This is a genomic window from Microbacterium wangchenii, from assembly GCF_004564355.1.
GTDB classification, from domain to species: Bacteria; Actinomycetota; Actinomycetes; order Actinomycetales; family Microbacteriaceae; genus Microbacterium; species Microbacterium wangchenii.
The window spans coordinates 2648389-2664833 of the sequence record NZ_CP038266.1 but is presented as its reverse complement, the minus strand read 5'-3'; the positions used below and the strand labels follow the sequence as shown (position 1 = coordinate 2664833).

Genomic DNA, 16445 nt, shown 5'->3' with positions numbered 1-16445 from the left:
TCGTTCGCCCCACAGGGAAGCGGAGAGGCCGAGAGCCTCACCCCCCTCAAGCGGAGAACAGCCTCCCTTCTGATGAGCTCTCATTGAGAGCTCGTGCCCTCGGGCGTAGAATGGAGGTACCCGCTCCGGAAGCCCGTCATGGAGCGCCGTTCGGTGACGTCTGATCGTCACGGAGGCGCTGATTTGACAGTCTGATCGAGTGGGTCTAAGATAGAGAAGTTGCCCTGCGGGCGAGGCTGGAAGGCTGAGTAGCAGGAGCATCCGATCCTTGAGAACTCAACAGCGTGCACTTGTCAAATGCCAAAAAACCTCGCGGTCAGCTTTGCTGGCCGGTGAGATTCTTTTGAGATTAAACGGATATGTCAGTAATGGCATCCGATCGTCAGATCAAGCTCGCTCGGGTTGACCTATTCCGGTCTTCTCGCAGCAAAATTCTTTTACGGAGAGTTTGATCCTGGCTCAGGATGAACGCTGGCGGCGTGCTTAACACATGCAAGTCGAACGGTGAAGGAGAGCTTGCTCTCTGGATCAGTGGCGAACGGGTGAGTAACACGTGAGCAACCTGCCCCGGACTCTGGGATAACAGTTGGAAACAGCTGCTAATACCGGATACGAGCTGCGATCGCATGGTCAGCAGCTGGAAAGATTTTTCGGTCTGGGATGGGCTCGCGGCCTATCAGCTAGTTGGTGAGGTAATGGCTCACCAAGGCGTCGACGGGTAGCCGGCCTGAGAGGGTGACCGGCCACACTGGGACTGAGACACGGCCCAGACTCCTACGGGAGGCAGCAGTGGGGAATATTGCACAATGGGCGAAAGCCTGATGCAGCAACGCCGCGTGAGGGATGACGGCCTTCGGGTTGTAAACCTCTTTTAGCAGGGAAGAAGCGAAAGTGACGGTACCTGCAGAAAAAGCGCCGGCTAACTACGTGCCAGCAGCCGCGGTAATACGTAGGGCGCAAGCGTTATCCGGAATTATTGGGCGTAAAGAGCTCGTAGGCGGTTTGTCGCGTCTGCTGTGAAAACCCGAGGCTCAACCTCGGGCCTGCAGTGGGTACGGGCAGACTAGAGTGCGGTAGGGGAGATTGGAATTCCTGGTGTAGCGGTGGAATGCGCAGATATCAGGAGGAACACCGATGGCGAAGGCAGATCTCTGGGCCGTAACTGACGCTGAGGAGCGAAAGGGTGGGGAGCAAACAGGCTTAGATACCCTGGTAGTCCACCCCGTAAACGTTGGGAACTAGTTGTGGGGGCCATTCCACGGTCTCCGTGACGCAGCTAACGCATTAAGTTCCCCGCCTGGGGAGTACGGCCGCAAGGCTAAAACTCAAAGGAATTGACGGGGACCCGCACAAGCGGCGGAGCATGCGGATTAATTCGATGCAACGCGAAGAACCTTACCAAGGCTTGACATATACGAGAACGCCGTAGAAATACGGAACTCTTTGGACACTCGTAAACAGGTGGTGCATGGTTGTCGTCAGCTCGTGTCGTGAGATGTTGGGTTAAGTCCCGCAACGAGCGCAACCCTCGTTCTATGTTGCCAGCACGTAATGGTGGGAACTCATGGGATACTGCCGGGGTCAACTCGGAGGAAGGTGGGGATGACGTCAAATCATCATGCCCCTTATGTCTTGGGCTTCACGCATGCTACAATGGCCGGTACAAAGGGCTGCAATACCGTAAGGTGGAGCGAATCCCAAAAAGCCGGTCCCAGTTCGGATTGAGGTCTGCAACTCGACCTCATGAAGTCGGAGTCGCTAGTAATCGCAGATCAGCAACGCTGCGGTGAATACGTTCCCGGGTCTTGTACACACCGCCCGTCAAGTCATGAAAGTCGGTAACACCTGAAGCCGGTGGCCCAACCCTTGTGGAGGGAGCTGTCGAAGGTGGGATCGGTAATTAGGACTAAGTCGTAACAAGGTAGCCGTACCGGAAGGTGCGGCTGGATCACCTCCTTTCTAAGGAGCATCTGGCACCCCTTGGGGTGTCCAGGCGCCAGATCAGAACGAATGTTTCTGCTGGTAGCTCATGGGTGGAACATTTGAGAAGGTGCCGATCGGGTCTCCCGGTTCTGAGTACGTCACTTCGGTGGCTGGAAAGGAGCCTGGTGGTCTGCCGGCACATGCACGCTGTTGGGTCCTGAGGGACCGGGTGCGACCCGTTGTGGGTCGTGGCTGAACCTCTGGACCTTTTTCTGTTGCCGCGGTTGCGGTGGCGGGGGAGGGTACCGCCCGTACTTTGAGAACTACACAGTGGACGCGAGCATCTTTGAACTGACTTCGGTCAGTTCTCATAGATGATCTTAAAGATCATTAGTCAATTTCGAGCCGGACTTTGTCCGGACCGATTCTTGATAAAACTCATGTGATTTCAAGTCTTTAAGAGCAAACGGTGGATGCCTTGGCATCTGGAGCCGAAGAAGGACGTAGCAATCTGCGATAAGCCTCGGGGAGTGGATAAGCACACTTCGATCCGAGGATTTCCGAATGGGGAAACCCCGCTGGGCGGCGTGCCGACCCAGTGACTCCCGCCTGAATATATAGGGCGGGTAGAGGGAACGTGGGGAAGTGAAACATCTCAGTACCCACAGGAAGAGAAAGCAACCGCGATTCCGTTAGTAGTGGCGAGCGAAACCGGAACAGGCTAAACCGAGTACGTGTGATATCCGGCAGGAGTTGCGTATCCGGGGTTGTGGGACTTTTCAGACAGTTCTGCCGATCTGTCGGCGTTACAAGAAGGTATAGACGAACGGTCTTGAAAGGCCGGTCATAGAGGGTGCGAACCCCGTAGTCGAAATGCCTCTCTTGACGCGAAGAGTATCCCAAGTAGCACGGGGCCCGAGAAATCCCGTGTGAATCTGTCAGGACCACCTGATAAGCCTAAATACTCCCAGATGACCGATAGCGGACAAGTACCGTGAGGGAAAGGTGAAAAGTACCCCGGGAGGGGAGTGAAATAGTACCTGAAACCGTTTGCTTACAAACCGTTGGAGCAGCCTTAGCAGCTGTGACAGCGTGCCTTTTGAAGAATGAGCCTGCGAGTTAGCGATACGTGGCGAGGTTAACCCGAGTGGGGTAGCCGTAGCGAAAGCGAGTCTGAATAGGGCGATTCAGTCGCGTGTCCTAGACCCGAAGCGAAGTGATCTATCCATGGCCAGGTTGAAGCGACGGTAAGACGTCGTGGAGGACCGAACCCACTTAGGTTGAAAACTGAGGGGATGAGCTGTGGATAGGGGTGAAAGGCCAATCAAACTTCGTGATAGCTGGTTCTCTCCGAAATGCATTTAGGTGCAGCGTTGCGTGTTTCTTGCCGGAGGTAGAGCTACTGGATGGCCGATGGGCCCCAAAAGGTTACTGACGTCAGCCAAACTCCGAATGCCGGTAAGTGAGAGCGCAGCAGTGAGACTGTGGGGGATAAGCTTCATAGTCGAGAGGGAAACAACCCAGACCACCAACTAAGGTCCCTAAGCGCGTGCTAAGTGGGAAAGGATGTGGAGTTGCTTAGACAACCAGGAGGTTGGCTTAGAAGCAGCCACCCTTGAAAGAGTGCGTAATAGCTCACTGGTCAAGTGATTCCGCGCCGACAATGTAACGGGGCTCAAGCACGCCACCGAAGTTGTGGCATTGACATTATTGGTAGGCCTTCGTGGTCCAGCCGTGTTGATGGGTAGGAGAGCGTCGTGTGGCCAGCGAAGCGGCGGTGTGAACCAGCCGTGGAGGCCACACGAGTGAGAATGCAGGCATGAGTAGCGAAAGACATGTGAGAAACATGTCCTCCGAAAGACCAAGGGTTCCAGGGTCAAGCTAATCTTCCCTGGGTAAGTCGGGACCTAAGGCGAGGCCGACAGGCGTAGTCGATGGACAACGGGTTGATATTCCCGTACCGGCGAAGAACCGCCCAAGCTAATCCAGTGGTGCTAAGAGTCCTAACCAGGAATGGATGGATCCCTTCGGGGTGAAGCCGTCTTGGCGAACGCTCGACCCCATGCTGGTGCGGTTAGCGTATTAACAGGTGTGACGCAGGAAGGTAGCCCAAGCCAGGCGATGGTTGTCCTGGTGCAAGTGCGTAGGCCGAACGGTAGGCAAATCCGCCGTTCATACAGGCTGAGACACGATGCGGATGAAAAGTGGGTGATCCTATGCTGCCAAGAAAAGCATCGACGCGAGGTTCTAGCTGCCCGTACCCCAAACCGACTCAGGTGGTCAGGTAGAGAATACCAAGGAGATCGAGAGAATCGTGGTTAAGGAACTCGGCAAAATGCCCCCGTAACTTCGGGAGAAGGGGGGCCTTCGGCGTATTAGGACTTGCTCCGAAAGCGTTTGGAGGCCGCAGAGACTAGTGGGTAGCGACTGTTTACTAAAAACACAGGTCCGTGCCAAGTCGCAAGACGATGTATACGGACTGACGCCTGCCCGGTGCTGGAAGGTTAAGAGGACCGGTTAGCCGCAAGGCGAAGCTGAGAATTTAAGCCCCAGTAAACGGCGGTGGTAACTATAACCATCCTAAGGTAGCGAAATTCCTTGTCGGGTAAGTTCCGACCTGCACGAATGGCGTAACGACTTCCCAACTGTCTCAACCGCGAACTCGGCGAAATTGCATTACGAGTAAAGATGCTCGTTACGCGCAGCAGGACGGAAAGACCCCGTGACCTTTACTACAGCTTGGTATTGGTGTTCGGTGTGGCTTGTGTAGGATAGGTGGGAGACTGTGAAGCATGGACGCCAGTTCATGTGGAGTCATTGTTGAAATACCACTCTGGTCACTCTGGATATCTAACTTAGAACCGTAATCCGGTTCAGGGACAGTGCCTGGTGGGTAGTTTAACTGGGGCGGTTGCCTCCCAAAAAGTAACGGAGGCGCCCAAAGGTTCCCTCAACCTGGTTGGCAATCAGGTGGCGAGTGTAAGTGCACAAGGGAGCTTGACTGTGAGACTGACAGGTCGAGCAGGGACGAAAGTCGGGACTAGTGATCCGGCAGTGGCTTGTGGAAGCGCTGTCGCTCAACGGATAAAAGGTACCTCGGGGATAACAGGCTGATCTTGCCCAAGAGTCCATATCGACGGCATGGTTTGGCACCTCGATGTCGGCTCGTCGCATCCTGGGGCTGGAGTAGGTCCCAAGGGTTGGGCTGTTCGCCCATTAAAGCGGTACGCGAGCTGGGTTTAGAACGTCGTGAGACAGTTCGGTCCCTATCCGCTGCGCGCGTAGGAAGTTTGAGAGGATCTGACCCTAGTACGAGAGGACCGGGTTGGACGAACCTCTGGTGTGTCAGTTGTTCCGCCAGGAGCACCGCTGATTAGCTACGTTCGGGATGGATAACCGCTGAAAGCATCTAAGCGGGAAGCCGGCCTCAAGATGAGACTTCCATGCCTTCGGGCGAGAGGCTCCCAGCCAGACTACTGGGTTGATAGGCCGGATGTGGAAGCGTGGCAACACGTGAAGCTGACCGGTACTAATAAGCCGATGACTTGATAACACACCGTTTTTGGTGCTTGCGTCCACTGAGTGGTTCCCGATGTACGGTCGGGAACAAAACACAACATAGACATACGTTTGTGTACGACTGAAACATCAATAGTGTTTCGGCGGCCATAGCGTGAGGGAAACGCCCGGTTACATTCCGAACCCGGAAGCTAAGCCTCACAGCGCCGATGGTACTGCAGGGGGGACCCTGTGGGAGAGTAGGACACCGCCGGACTTCTTCCGAGAAATGGCCACCCAACGCTGGGTGGCCATTTCGCGTTAACGGGGGCCTTTCTGTCCCGCCCCGCGCGACAGCCCTTGCAGCGTGCAGTCCGCTCCGCTGAGATGGTGCGGGGATCGGGACACCGCAGGGCGCGGGCACATCCGACCTCTTCTGGGAGGCGTGATGAAGCTCTTGCTGACATCGGGCGGCGTGACGAACGATTCCATCCGCGCCGCGCTGACGGACATGCTCGGCAAGGACATCGAGGAGAGCGACGCCCTGTTCATCCCCACCGCGCAGTGGGGTCAGCCGGCGTGCTCACCGCAGTCGGTGTGGCGGTCGACGACCGGTCGCTGGCCGGGGCTGACCGACCTGGGCTGGAAGTCGGTGGGTGTCCTCGAGCTCACTGCACTGCCGAGCATCCCCCCGGAGCGCTGGGTTTCCTGGGTGCGCGCGGCCGACGCCCTCCTCGTGGACGGGGGAGAGGCCATCTTCCTGGCGCACTGGATGCGTGAGTCCGGGCTGGCGGAGTTCTTGCCTGACCTGACCGACACCGTGTGGGTCGGCGTGAGCGCCGGCAGCATGGTGATGACCCCACGCATCGGTGCGGAGTTCGTGGACTGGGAGCCGGGCGGCACCGATGAGGCCCTCGGCGTGGTGGACTTCTCGATCTTCCCCCACCTCGATTACCCGGGCTGGGAGACCAATACTCTGGAGCGCGCTCGGCAATGGGCGCGATCGATCCCCGGCCCGGCGTATGCGATCGACGAACAGACGGCGATCGCCGTCGTGGATGGGGCAGTGACAGTGGTCTCGGAGGGTCACTGGGAGGCGCTGAATCCGTGACCCCCGTTTTTCCTACCCGCGCCCGCGAACGAACTGGCGAACGGCGCTGATGCCGCCGGCCGTTCTCAACGCCTCATCAGCCGCGATCGTTCGCGACCACGTCGGGGATCCGAGAAAGCAGAGCTGATGGCCGAGGTCAGGCTGCAGCCGACAGTTGGGGCGCTCCATGCCGAAGCGCCGATCGTCGTCAACGGTGAGAGCTGGGGCGTTCTCGCGGTGGACGCGGAGACTCCGAGCCGGATCGACGGCAGGGACCGCCTGAAGCCCTTCGCCGATCTGATGGCGGCGGCCATCGCCAACGCGGAGCACCGGGCGGATCTCACCCGATCTCGCGAGCGCGTGATCGCTGCAGCCGACGAAGCTCGGCGCCGCCTGCAACGAGATGTCCACGACGGAGCGCAACAGCGCCTCGTCCACACGATCCTCCTCCTCAAGCTGGCGAGGGATTCCGCCGCCGGGGGAGGGGATGTCACCGGGATGCTGGCCGATGCGCTGGCGCATGCCGAAGAAGCGAATCGCCGACTGCGGGACGTCGTACGCGGAATCCTGCCCGCAGCACTCGCCCGCAACGGACTCGCCGCCGGCATCGAGTCACTGGCGGCCGAGACTCCGATCCCGTGCATCTCGCGCTCGTCGTTCCCCGGCTGCCGCCGACCCTCGAAACCACGGCATACTTCACCGTTGCCGAAGCGATCACGAACGCGGTCAACACGCGCAGGCGACACAAGTAAGCGTGTCGTGCGCGTTGTCCGGCGACGCCGATGAGCTGGTCGTCACTGTCGAAGACGACGGAATGGGCGGCGCCGACCCCTCGCGAGGCACGGGTCTGACTGGTCTCAGAGACCGTATCGAAGCGAGTTACGGGACGATCGAAGTGGTGAGCGCCGCTGAACGCGGCACTCGGATCGTCGCGCGTATCCCCGTCGATGCGTCGGACCGGCGATAGCCACGTGTGGGCACGGGTCGCCTCGTCGACCGGCCCATGGCCGGCATCATGGGCGAGCGGCGTCAAGAAATGACAGGACCGAGGGGATCAGCGCCGCCGGTCTCATCATCGGTGTCGCGTGATGCGCGCCCTCGATCGTCGCGTAGCGGGCCCCGATCAGTGTCGACAGCTCTCGGGTTCCGCTTTGCATGAACGGTTCGCTCTTGCTTCCGACGAGCACGAGAGAGGGCGCCCGGAGCCCCTTCCACCGGTCGGCCGCGAGAGGCTTTCCGTCCTGCAGCCCCGCGCAGAGGCGCGTGTCATAGACGGTCGTCCGGGCCATCCCGACCATGGTCCGCCACGGCCCGACCATGAGTCGCATGGCCCCGACCATGAACGGGGACGCACCGAGAGCGATGCGGGTGAACTCGCGAACCGCGTCTGATCCTCGCCCCTCTCCGACGAGCTGCTCGAGGCGGACGGCGAGGTCGCGGGGAACGGGTGCGCGTCTATCGTCCACGATCACCGGGGGCTCGAAGGCGATGAGGCCCACGACCTTCTCCGGGAGAGCTGCAGCGGAGTCCAACGCAAGGACCGCGCCGGATGATGCACCGAAGAGAACGGCACTGCCTCCGTGCGCATCGATGAGCGCCTCGATGTCTTCGATCTCCCGAGCAGCCTTCCAGGCGCCGGCGTCCCCGCTGTTCCCGCGGCCGCGCCGATCGTAGTTCACCACCGTGTGGGTGTCGGCGAGCACAGCCGCGAGGCGTCGGTTGTCTCGAAGGTCGGACAGCGCCTGCGCGACAAGGATCACGGTCGGCCCCTGTCCACTGCGTTCATACGAGATCTCCGTGCCATCCGCGGACGTCACCTCGTGCAGCGAGCGATCAGGAGAAGCGTTCTTCTTCGGCATGATTTTTCCGTCCGTTTCGAGAAGTAGGCGGTGTCAGCGGCGGGTCATCGTGGACGCATACCCACCGTCACCGGGGTACACCCAGGCGCCGTCGAGCACGCGATCGTCGTCACTGAACGTGCCGGTGAAGTAGGCCGGGCTTCCCTTGGCTCCCGCCCAGATGGTGAGCTTGTCGCCCTCCAGCTCGTAGACGTAGTCGAGGGTGTTGCCCGCCGAGTCGTAGAACCGGGATGCGACGTCCGTACCGGCGGGCTCGCCGAACGGACGCAGCTGGCCGATGACTTCGATGCCGGTGATGGTCTGACCGAACTGCTCGAGCTCGACGTGCTGGAGCAGGAAGAATCGTCCAGCCATCCACTCGTACCGGATGACGCCCTCAGCGCCCCCCGTGACTGTCCATTCGCCGACGAGCCGGTCGAGCGCGGCAACGGCGTTACTCGGCGTGGGCTGCTCGCCGAGCCCGTAGGAGTCGATCTGCTCGGCGGTGACGTTTTCCAGCGGGTTCTCGTTCATCAGATGTCCTTTCGTCGGCAGCCCGGCGAGCGGCCTTTTCAGATACCTCGGAGCCGCACGCTGCCGATTGACATCTGCGCGGAAACTCGCCGGAACCGATCCGCGGGGTCGTCCCTTCGAAAGTCGCGACCCCACGATGTCAAGGTCCGCCGTGCGACTCCGAGGTATCGGTACAGCAACACTCGACCCATCAGAGGAGCACACCGTGAGCACGAACCACTCAGCACAACGCGTCGCACAGCGCACGGTCCACACACTGCCGCGTTCGACCCGTCCCCTCCTGCTCGCCGGTGCGTTCGCCGGGCCGTTGTTCTATCTGTCCGCGATCGTGCAGATGCTGATGCGCCCGGGATTCGACATTCGAATCCACCCGCTCAGTCAACTGTCCACTGGTGATCTCGGCTGGATCCAGATTCTCACCTTCGTCCTGGCGGGACTCGGACTGATCTGCCTATCGATCGGTCACCGGCGGGTCGTGACCGGCGGGCTCGGCCGCGCCGCCGTTCCCGTGCTCGTCGCGATCAGCGGAGCGGGCTTCATCGCGGCCGGCGTATTCCCGCAGGACCCCGCGAACGGGTTCCCGCTCGGCGTGGCCGAGGGCCCCGCCGCCGAAGCCACGTGGCACGCTCTCATTCATATGGTGGCGGCGATCGTGGCGTTCACTGCGCTGGCCGTGGCTGCCATCATCGCCCTCGTACGCGCCATCCGCGAGCGTCGTGCGGCCGCCGCCATCGGGAACGGCATCGTCGCGATCGCACTCCTCGCCCCTGTCGTTCCCGACGTCGCCACCATTCAGGTGGCAGTCACAGGGCTCCTCGCTTTCGGATGGTGTACCGCGACAGCCATCTCACTGCTGAAGTCGCCGCGCGTGTCTCGCTAGCCTGGACTCCCGCCGACTCAAGGAGATGAGATCGTGAAGTTCCTCATTCTCGGCTACACGCCGAGCAACAGTTGGGACGCCGCAACCGCGGATGCCCCCACCGAGGATGCGCTCGCTGCATTCGCCGCATACCAGGAGTTCGAAGCCGAACTGCGTGCCAGCGGGGAGTTCGTCAGCACCGAAGGACTCGGACACCCAGCCGTGTCGACGACCGTGCGCAAGGTCGACGGGAGCATCGTGATGACCGATGGTCCGTTTGCCGAGCTGAAGGAGGTCCTCGCGTCGTTCGCTGTCATCGAGGTGTCTGGCTTGGAGCGCGCGAAGGACATCGTCGCACGGATGGTTGAGATGCTCGGCGAGCCGATGGAGATACGGCCCATCATGGGTGACGACTTCGCGTGACCGCCCGACACGACGCGATCGAGGACCTGCTGCGCACAGAGGCGCCGCAGGTCCTCGGAGCTTTGGTGCGCCGCTTCGGCCACTTCGACATCGCCGAAGAAGCAGCACAGGACGCTCTCTTCGCAGCGAGCCAGCAGTGGCGCCAGGACGGGCTCCCCGAACACCCCAGATCCTGGCTGATTCGCATCGCTTACCGTCGCATGATCGACACCCTGCGCGCCGAATCAGCGGACCGCCGCCGCCAAGAGCAGTACGTGGCCTCCGAACCGAACGCGCCTTTTTCGCCCCCGCCCGACCACGACGACAGCCTCAACCTGCTGCTGTTGTGCTGTCATCCCGCCCTCTCGTCCGCGTCGCGCGTCGCCTTGACTCTGCGGGCCGTCGGCGGGTTGACGACCGCGGAGATCGCACACGCCTACGGAGTAACCGAGCAGACCATGGCAGTGCGGATCAGCCGCGCGAAGCAGCAGATCCGCAAGAGCGGCGCCCGTTTCGAGTTCACGGCCGACGACGATTTCCCTGGCCGCCTGTTCGCAGTGATGCGAGTGCTGTACCTGATCTTCAACGAGGGTTACACGGTGACCACGGGCGCGGAGCTGAGCCGAACTGACCTGACCGGTGAGGCGATCCGACTGGCGCGGCTCCTCCGCACCCTTGTTCCCGATGATCCAGAGCCGGCGGGCCTGCTCGCGCTCATGCTGCTGATCGATTCGCGTCGCGCCACGCGCACGACCGCGAACGGTGACCTCATCCCTCTCGCGGAACAGGACCGCACCCGATGGGATCAGGAAGCCATCCAAGAAGGATCAGATCTCATCCGCACCGCTTGGTCTCAAGGGAACGTGGGAACGTACCGACTGCAGGCCGCCATCGCCGCTGTTCATGCATCCGCCGCAGTGGCCGAGGAGACCGACTGGGAACAGATCGCTGCGCTCTACCTGGCGCTCGAACAGGTCGAGCCGAGCGGTCTTGTCATGCTCGCACGAGTCGTCGCCGTGGCACACGCCTTCGGCCCCGCCCGCGCCAACGCCCTGCTCGAGGAACTGGACCGCGACCATGGGCTTCTCCAGCAACCCTTGACCCGGCACCGGGCTCACGCGATCCGCGCACACCTCCGCGAAGCGGAAGGGGCTGTCGCTGCGGCGAGAGAAGACTTCCTCGCAGCTGCCGATATGACGAAGAACGAACCCGAATCCCGCTACCTCTCCCGGAAGGCGGACGGCGAGTGAAACCTCCCCGGCAGCACCTTTGAGCGCCTCGATCCTCCGTGCCGTGGCCGGACGCCCACGTGGAAATAGCGGCTTGAGTTTGACCCTCACGCGACGTGAGGATCCAGAGTGTCTCACATGGCTGACTACTTCAATGCCTTCGAGATGAGCCCCGTTCCGGACGGCCCGGACGCGGTCGCGCCGGATCCGTTCCTCGGCATCTACGCGATGCCGATGTTCGTGAAGATTCCGACGAGGGACCTTCGCGCGTCTACCGATTTCTGGGTCCGCGGACTCGGCTTCGTGGACTTGTTCAGCATTCCTGGGCAGATCGTGCATCTGCGACGGTGGGCGTTCCAGGACGTCCTGCTCGTTGCATCGGACGGCGATGCGACACCGTCAGGGGCGTCCCTGGTTCAGGTGTTCGTCTCCTGCGTTCTCGGCCAGGTCGAGTCCGTGGCCGAGGCATGTCGACAACTGTCACCGGACTCGGTGACGGGGCCGTACGACACGGCGTGGAGAACTCGCGACATCGCGGTCGTCACTCCGGAGGGGGCGCACGTCACGTTCACGGCCGCGACGCCGTTCGCGCCCGACAGCGAGGTGGCACGCGATTTCGCAGCAGTAGGGATCTTCGCGCCGGGAGACTCCGGGGGAGGAGCATAATGACATCGGTGGTTGACACCGAGATTGATGAGGGTGCGACGGTAGGCGTCGCCGCCGACCTGCTCGGACTGACCGTGCGCACTCTGCACCACTGGGACGAGATCGGTCTCGCATCGCCGTCCCGCCGCACGCCTGCCGGCTACCGCCTGTACACCTGGGACGACCTCGAGCGCCTCAGCCGCGTCGTAGCGTACCGCGAGGCCGGCCTGACCCTCGACGCGATTCGTGTCGTGCTCGATGATGCGACCGCGGACATCGGAGACAAGCTGCGCGAGCAGCGGGCGCAGCTTGCAGAACGGATTCACGATCTGCAGCAGCTCGACGAACGACTCGAGCGCCTGACGGACGCGCACGAGCGCGGCATCCTGATGAGCGACGTCGAACAGCGCGAGATCTTCGGTGAAGAGTGGGATCCCCAGCAATCGCGCGCGGCTCGATTCGTCTGGGGAGGGTCGAGGCAGTGGGCCCAGTTCGCGGAGCGCTCCGCCTCCCGATCACCGGCCCAGTGGCGGGCGCTGTCCGAGGCGATGTCCTCACTCCAGCACGATCTCGCCGCTGCGGTGAGCCGAGGCGTCGAGCCGGGCAGCGCCGAGGCCGACCAACTCGCTGAGCGGCACCGGGAACTGTTCTCGAACTTCTTCCCACTCACTCGACAGATGCAGGTGTGCCTCGGTCGGATGTTCGAGGCCGATCCCGGATTCTCGTCGTACTACAACGGGATCGGAGACGGCCTCGCCACGTGGTTCCGTCAGAGCATCGACGAATCCGCGCGCCACAACGGCATCGATCCGGACACCGCCACATGGGAATAGCTGCGCGACGCCTCGCGCGTCCGTCGGCGGAGGTCGCATTCGCGGACTCGGGCGTGGGCCAGCCCACCGTGGTACTCACCCACGGCGCAGGCGTCGACCATTCGATGTTCGATGCGCAGGCTGCATCGCTCGCGAAACAAGGGGTTCGAGTGATCGTCTGGGATCTCCGTGGGCACGGGCAGTCGACACTCAGCGCCGGCGCACGATTCACGGCCGCCGATGCACTCGAGGATCTTGGCGCACTGCTGGTCGAGTGTGGTGCTGAGGTGCCGGTCCTGGTGGGACACTCCCTCGGGGGCAACCTTGTCCAGGCGTTCGCCCGGAGGTACCCCGAGCGTGTGGGTGGGGTGATCATCCTCGACTCCGCGTGGAACGCGGGCCCGCTCTCGCGACTCGACCGGCTCGCGCTCCGACTCGCCGCCCCCCTGCTCTCCCTGATTCCGGCGAGCGTTCTTCCTCGTCTGATGGCACGGGCCTCGGCCGAGTCCGCGAACGCTGTCAGTCGTACGGAAGCGGTGTTCGCGCGCATGCCCAAGCGGAGGTTCCTCGATGTCTGGGCAGCCACCACATCGTTCGTCATACCCGATCCCACCTACCGTTCGTCCGTGCCAATCGCTCTCGTTCGCGGCCAGCGGGATCGCACGGGCAACATCGCCACGGCGACGACCCGGTGGGCAGCGGCCGAGAAGGTCCCCGAGCACGTCATCCCGAACGCCGGCCACATGGTCACCTGGGATGCCCCAGAGGCGGTGTCGTCTGTCATCCTCAACATCCTCGAGGGCTGGGGGCTCCTGTCCCCACTGCCGGAGGGAACCTCGCTGTGACCGCGGATCAGGACATGACAACACGGAAGGATGACTCGCCATGTCTTCCAAGCAATGCCGGCGTTCCGGGTGATGCGAATGCCCGCATGGTTGTTCACGCTGCTTGCTGCGGCGTTCGTGCTCTACACCGATGATTACGTGATCGCCGGAATCCTCCCCGAACTCGCCGCTGATCTGCACGTCACCGAGGGCCAGGCCGGCCAACTGGTCACGGTGTTCTCCCTGACCGTCGCCGTTGCCGCACCGGTCGCAGCCGTCGTCCTCGCGAAAGCGCCTCGCCGCAGACTGTTTGCCACGGCGTTGCTGGTCTTCATCGCCGCGAACCTCGCCGCAGCCGTCATCGGATCATTCGCCATCCTGGCGTTGCTGCGTGTGGCCGCTGCGCTGGCGGCTGCAGCCATGACTCCCGCGCTGTTCGCGTTCGCCGCACGGCACGCACCCGAACAGAACGTGGGCAGGTACATCGCCGTCGTCTCGCTGGGCGTCACCGGGTCGATCGCCGCGGGGGTACCCCTCGGCACCTGGATCGGCGGCCTCTTCGGCTGGCGAGCCACCTTCGCGACGATGGCCGTCGCCGGCGCTCTCGTCCTCATTCTCATGCTCGGCACCCTCCCACGCACTGAGGGAGCTGCCGACACACCCAGGCTGGCCGAGCAGTTCCTTATCCTGCGGCGGACTCCCGTCACACTCGGGTTGCTGGCGAACTGCCTGCTCATGACCGGCTCGATGATGATGCTCACCTACCTCGGCCCGTACTTGGCCGCGACCACAACGGCAGGCATCGAGGATCGTGCGCTGGCCTTCAGCCTCTCCGGGGTCGCAGGCGTCGTCGGCATCTGGCTCGGCGGAATTGCGACTGACCGCCTCGGCGCAGACAGAACGCTCCTGATCGGCATCGCCGCGATCATCGCCGCGATGGTCGCGCTCTGGGCACTGTGGATGTCCCGCCCGGCTTCACATGGGCTGGTGCTGGTCGTGGCGACGGTTTGGGGCGGTATGGCGTTCTGGAACTCTCCCGCGATCCAGGCTCGGCTGCACCATCTCGCCGGCTCCGTCTCCGGGCAGGCGTTGGCGCTCAACACCTCCGGCACCTACCTCGGCGTATCCATCGGAGCTGCGGTCGGAGGCGCTGTCCTCTCCGCAGGACCGGGACCCCTTGCCCTTGCGGCAGCAGGCTTCGCGGCCTCCGCCCTCCTCCTGCTGATACTCGCCTCCAAGAGCAATCACGCCTTCACCACAGCAGCCGAAGGAGGCTAGAGCATGCCTCGCCCGTACTCGGGATCGCGGCGGTTAGCCTGGCGCGAGAAATACCCGGTCAGAAAGACCATATGAGGATTAAGCCCCCTGGAGGGACTCGAACACGACTGAGCATAATGCTCAATCCGACCTCAACCTGCGAGAACCGCGGAATTACGCGGATCTTTGAGGGGATGGGCGACATCGCGCAACCCAACGAAACGTGCTGCGGCAAATGGTTTGCGGGCAAAATGCGGGCAAGAATCGTTGAAAAATCAGCGTTCTAGAGCGTCCGGGACGCGGGCTGGCTAGCGCCCAAACTCGCACTTGCGGCAACGAAGCGCAAATGAGCACATTGCTAAGCAGGGGGCGCTGTAGCGAGCTTGTGCTGCGCAATCTGCTCAAGTGGGGCATCTCTGGCCTCGCCCCCGGAATGGACCCACGACGGCTCGCATCCTCCCCGGGCGACCCTGCGCCTGAGCTGCTGGTCAGTCCAAGGGGAAGGTGTGCTTGTCGAGCCACGATTCGACGTCGTGCAGAGGCGGCGGATTCGCGCCGGCGATGAGTCGGATATAGCGGTCGGCGTCCTCGGCGCCGGCGCGCAGGTCGTAGCCGTTGATGTCATAGAAGGCCACCGTAACGAACCAGCTCAACCGCTTGTTTCCATCCAGCAGTGGATGGTTGTGGTTGATCGCGCTGATCAGCACGGCCGCCTTCTGATGAATCCCTGGGTGGACTTCCTCGCCGAACACGGGCATGGGGGACGCCAGCGCGGACAGCAGGCCGTTGCGGTCCCGGTAGTGAAATCCCTCGTCCTCAATGAGTTCGTCGACGTCTTCCGGTTCGATGTACTCCGTCACTGGGACAGCCGGTCGAGCAGCTCAGCGTCGCGGTCGCGGACCCGATCGAACGCGCGGCGTACCCGCTCGCGCCGGATCGTGCGAGCGTCCAGCTCGAGCACGGCCTTCTCGATCACGCTGTTCTTGCTCTGTCCCATCAGGGAGGCGAGCTCGGTGAGCTTCGATTCCGCCTCCGGCGAGAGGCGCACGGTCCGGGCCATGGCGGTTCCTTCCCTTGTGGTGTCACTATGATACCGCCGGCGGACGGCAGTCGGCGGGCGGCGAAGGGCTTGGTTCGTAGCAGGCGCTACTGAGCGCGAGGCGCGCGATCAGGCGAACGGCGTCTGTAGGTGGGACGTCTCGCCGACGGCGGCCCGAGCGCCAGAGACCGAGCACCTCGAGTACGTCGAGTACCGGCTCGGTCAGCGCGGAGAACCAGCGATGGGCGAGTTCTCGACCCTGTGCGTCGACAGGGCCTCCGGCCTGAGGTGGCCCATAGTGGGGTGCCGCAGGGTCGTATGGTCTGCCCGGGTTGTAGGGGTCGACCGCTGGCGCCCGCCGGGGTTCTTGAACGCGGATCTCTGGAGTCAGACCGGAGTCGCGCGCGATTTGAGCACGTTGATCGACACTTACGTGCACATGTCCCCAAAGTGAACAACCGACTGAGCATGCACCAGCGCCGCTTCGACGCCCGC

Annotated in this window: 13 protein-coding genes and 3 rRNA genes; 12 read left to right on the top strand and 4 right to left on the bottom strand. The window is 62.5% G+C overall.

Annotation, left to right across the window (positions count from 1 at the left end):
• Window positions 1-436 precede the first annotated feature (436 nt).
• The 5 genes from E4K62_RS12840 (at window position 437) to E4K62_RS12820 (ending at window position 7297) form a co-directional block, all read left to right on the top strand.
• Window positions 437-1959 (top strand): 16S ribosomal RNA (locus E4K62_RS12840).
• Window positions 1960-2369: 410 nt separating this feature from the next.
• Window positions 2370-5476, top strand: a 23S ribosomal RNA gene (locus E4K62_RS12835).
• A gap of 105 nt (window positions 5477-5581) precedes the next feature.
• A 5S ribosomal RNA gene (gene rrf, locus E4K62_RS12830) occupies window positions 5582-5698 on the top strand.
• The 16S, 23S and 5S rRNA genes sit together here, the layout of an rRNA operon.
• A 171-nt stretch (window positions 5699-5869) precedes the next feature.
• Complete coding sequence (locus E4K62_RS12825) at window positions 5870-6532, top strand: Type 1 glutamine amidotransferase-like domain-containing protein (protein ID WP_135068028.1); 663 nt, start codon at window positions 5870-5872, stop codon at window positions 6530-6532.
• Window positions 6533-6658: 126 nt separating this feature from the next.
• Window positions 6659-7297 (top strand): histidine kinase, encoded by a 639-nt coding sequence (locus tag E4K62_RS12820; RefSeq protein ID WP_135068026.1) that lies wholly within the window; start codon window positions 6659-6661, stop codon window positions 7295-7297.
• A gap of 227 nt (window positions 7298-7524) precedes the next feature.
• Here the strand turns inward: E4K62_RS12820 and E4K62_RS12815 are convergent, their stop codons facing one another.
• Together E4K62_RS12815 and E4K62_RS12810 are read right to left on the bottom strand one after the other, a co-directional pair.
• Window positions 7525-8370 carry an alpha/beta fold hydrolase gene (locus E4K62_RS12815; RefSeq protein WP_135068024.1) on the bottom strand — a complete coding sequence of 282 codons (846 nt, stop codon included), beginning with the start codon at window positions 8368-8370 and terminating at the stop codon, window positions 7525-7527.
• A 33-nt stretch (window positions 8371-8403) separates the two neighbouring features.
• A complete protein-coding gene (locus E4K62_RS12810; RefSeq protein ID WP_135068022.1) occupies window positions 8404-8883 on the bottom strand; it encodes a hypothetical protein in 480 nt (159 codons plus the stop codon).
• A 205-nt stretch (window positions 8884-9088) separates the two neighbouring features.
• Between E4K62_RS12810 and E4K62_RS12805 the strand changes: the two genes are divergently transcribed.
• The 7 genes from E4K62_RS12805 (at window position 9089) to E4K62_RS12775 (ending at window position 14932) form a co-directional block, all read left to right on the top strand.
• On the top strand, window positions 9089-9763 hold the full coding sequence (locus E4K62_RS12805) for a DUF998 domain-containing protein (protein WP_240742692.1): 675 nt from the start codon (window positions 9089-9091) through the stop codon (window positions 9761-9763).
• 33 nt (window positions 9764-9796) lie between these two features.
• The gene (locus E4K62_RS12800) at window positions 9797-10165 is read left to right on the top strand and encodes a YciI family protein (protein WP_135068018.1); all 369 of its coding nucleotides are present in this window, start codon (window positions 9797-9799) and stop codon (window positions 10163-10165) included.
• Window positions 10162-11394 carry an RNA polymerase sigma factor gene (locus E4K62_RS12795; protein ID WP_135068016.1) on the top strand — a complete coding sequence of 411 codons (1233 nt, stop codon included), beginning with the start codon at window positions 10162-10164 and terminating at the stop codon, window positions 11392-11394. Before E4K62_RS12800 ends, E4K62_RS12795 begins: the two co-directional genes overlap by 4 nt.
• A 117-nt stretch (window positions 11395-11511) precedes the next feature.
• Window positions 11512-12039, top strand: a complete 528-nt coding sequence (locus E4K62_RS12790) for a VOC family protein (protein ID WP_135068014.1) — start codon at window positions 11512-11514, stop codon at window positions 12037-12039.
• An 8-nt stretch (window positions 12040-12047) separates the two neighbouring features.
• Complete coding sequence (locus E4K62_RS12785) at window positions 12048-12851, top strand: MerR family transcriptional regulator (RefSeq protein WP_240742691.1); 804 nt, start codon at window positions 12048-12050, stop codon at window positions 12849-12851.
• A gap of 53 nt (window positions 12852-12904) precedes the next feature.
• Window positions 12905-13675 carry an alpha/beta fold hydrolase gene (locus tag E4K62_RS12780; RefSeq protein WP_205805758.1) on the top strand — a complete coding sequence of 257 codons (771 nt, stop codon included), beginning with the start codon at window positions 12905-12907 and terminating at the stop codon, window positions 13673-13675.
• 78 nt (window positions 13676-13753) lie between these two features.
• On the top strand, window positions 13754-14932 hold the full coding sequence (locus tag E4K62_RS12775) for an MFS transporter (protein WP_135068008.1): 1179 nt from the start codon (window positions 13754-13756) through the stop codon (window positions 14930-14932).
• 467 nt (window positions 14933-15399) lie between these two features.
• Here the strand turns inward: E4K62_RS12775 and E4K62_RS12770 are convergent, their stop codons facing one another.
• Both E4K62_RS12770 and E4K62_RS12765 read right to left on the bottom strand, forming a co-directional pair.
• A complete protein-coding gene (locus E4K62_RS12770) occupies window positions 15400-15771 on the bottom strand; it encodes a type II toxin-antitoxin system death-on-curing family toxin (protein WP_135068006.1) in 372 nt (123 codons plus the stop codon).
• Window positions 15768-15971 (bottom strand): hypothetical protein, encoded by a 204-nt coding sequence (locus E4K62_RS12765; RefSeq protein WP_135068004.1) that lies wholly within the window; start codon window positions 15969-15971, stop codon window positions 15768-15770. Before E4K62_RS12765 ends, E4K62_RS12770 begins: the two co-directional genes overlap by 4 nt.
• Window positions 15972-16445: the final 474 nt, after the last annotated feature.

Coding starts and splice junctions, on each gene's coding strand:
- E4K62_RS12810 (WP_135068022.1), bottom strand. CDS start 8,883: ATGAACGAGAACCCGCTGGAAAACGTCACCGCCGAGCAGATCGACTCC.
- E4K62_RS12815 (WP_135068024.1), bottom strand. CDS start 8,370: ATGCCGAAGAAGAACGCTTCTCCTGATCGCTCGCTGCACGAGGTGACG.
- E4K62_RS12825 (WP_135068028.1), top strand. CDS start 5,870: ATGAAGCTCTTGCTGACATCGGGCGGCGTGACGAACGATTCCATCCGC.
- E4K62_RS12765 (WP_135068004.1), bottom strand. CDS start 15,971: ATGGCCCGGACCGTGCGCCTCTCGCCGGAGGCGGAATCGAAGCTCACC.
- E4K62_RS12820 (WP_135068026.1), top strand. CDS start 6,659: ATGGCCGAGGTCAGGCTGCAGCCGACAGTTGGGGCGCTCCATGCCGAA.
- E4K62_RS12790 (WP_135068014.1), top strand. CDS start 11,512: ATGGCTGACTACTTCAATGCCTTCGAGATGAGCCCCGTTCCGGACGGC.
- E4K62_RS12775 (WP_135068008.1), top strand. CDS start 13,754: ATGCCCGCATGGTTGTTCACGCTGCTTGCTGCGGCGTTCGTGCTCTAC.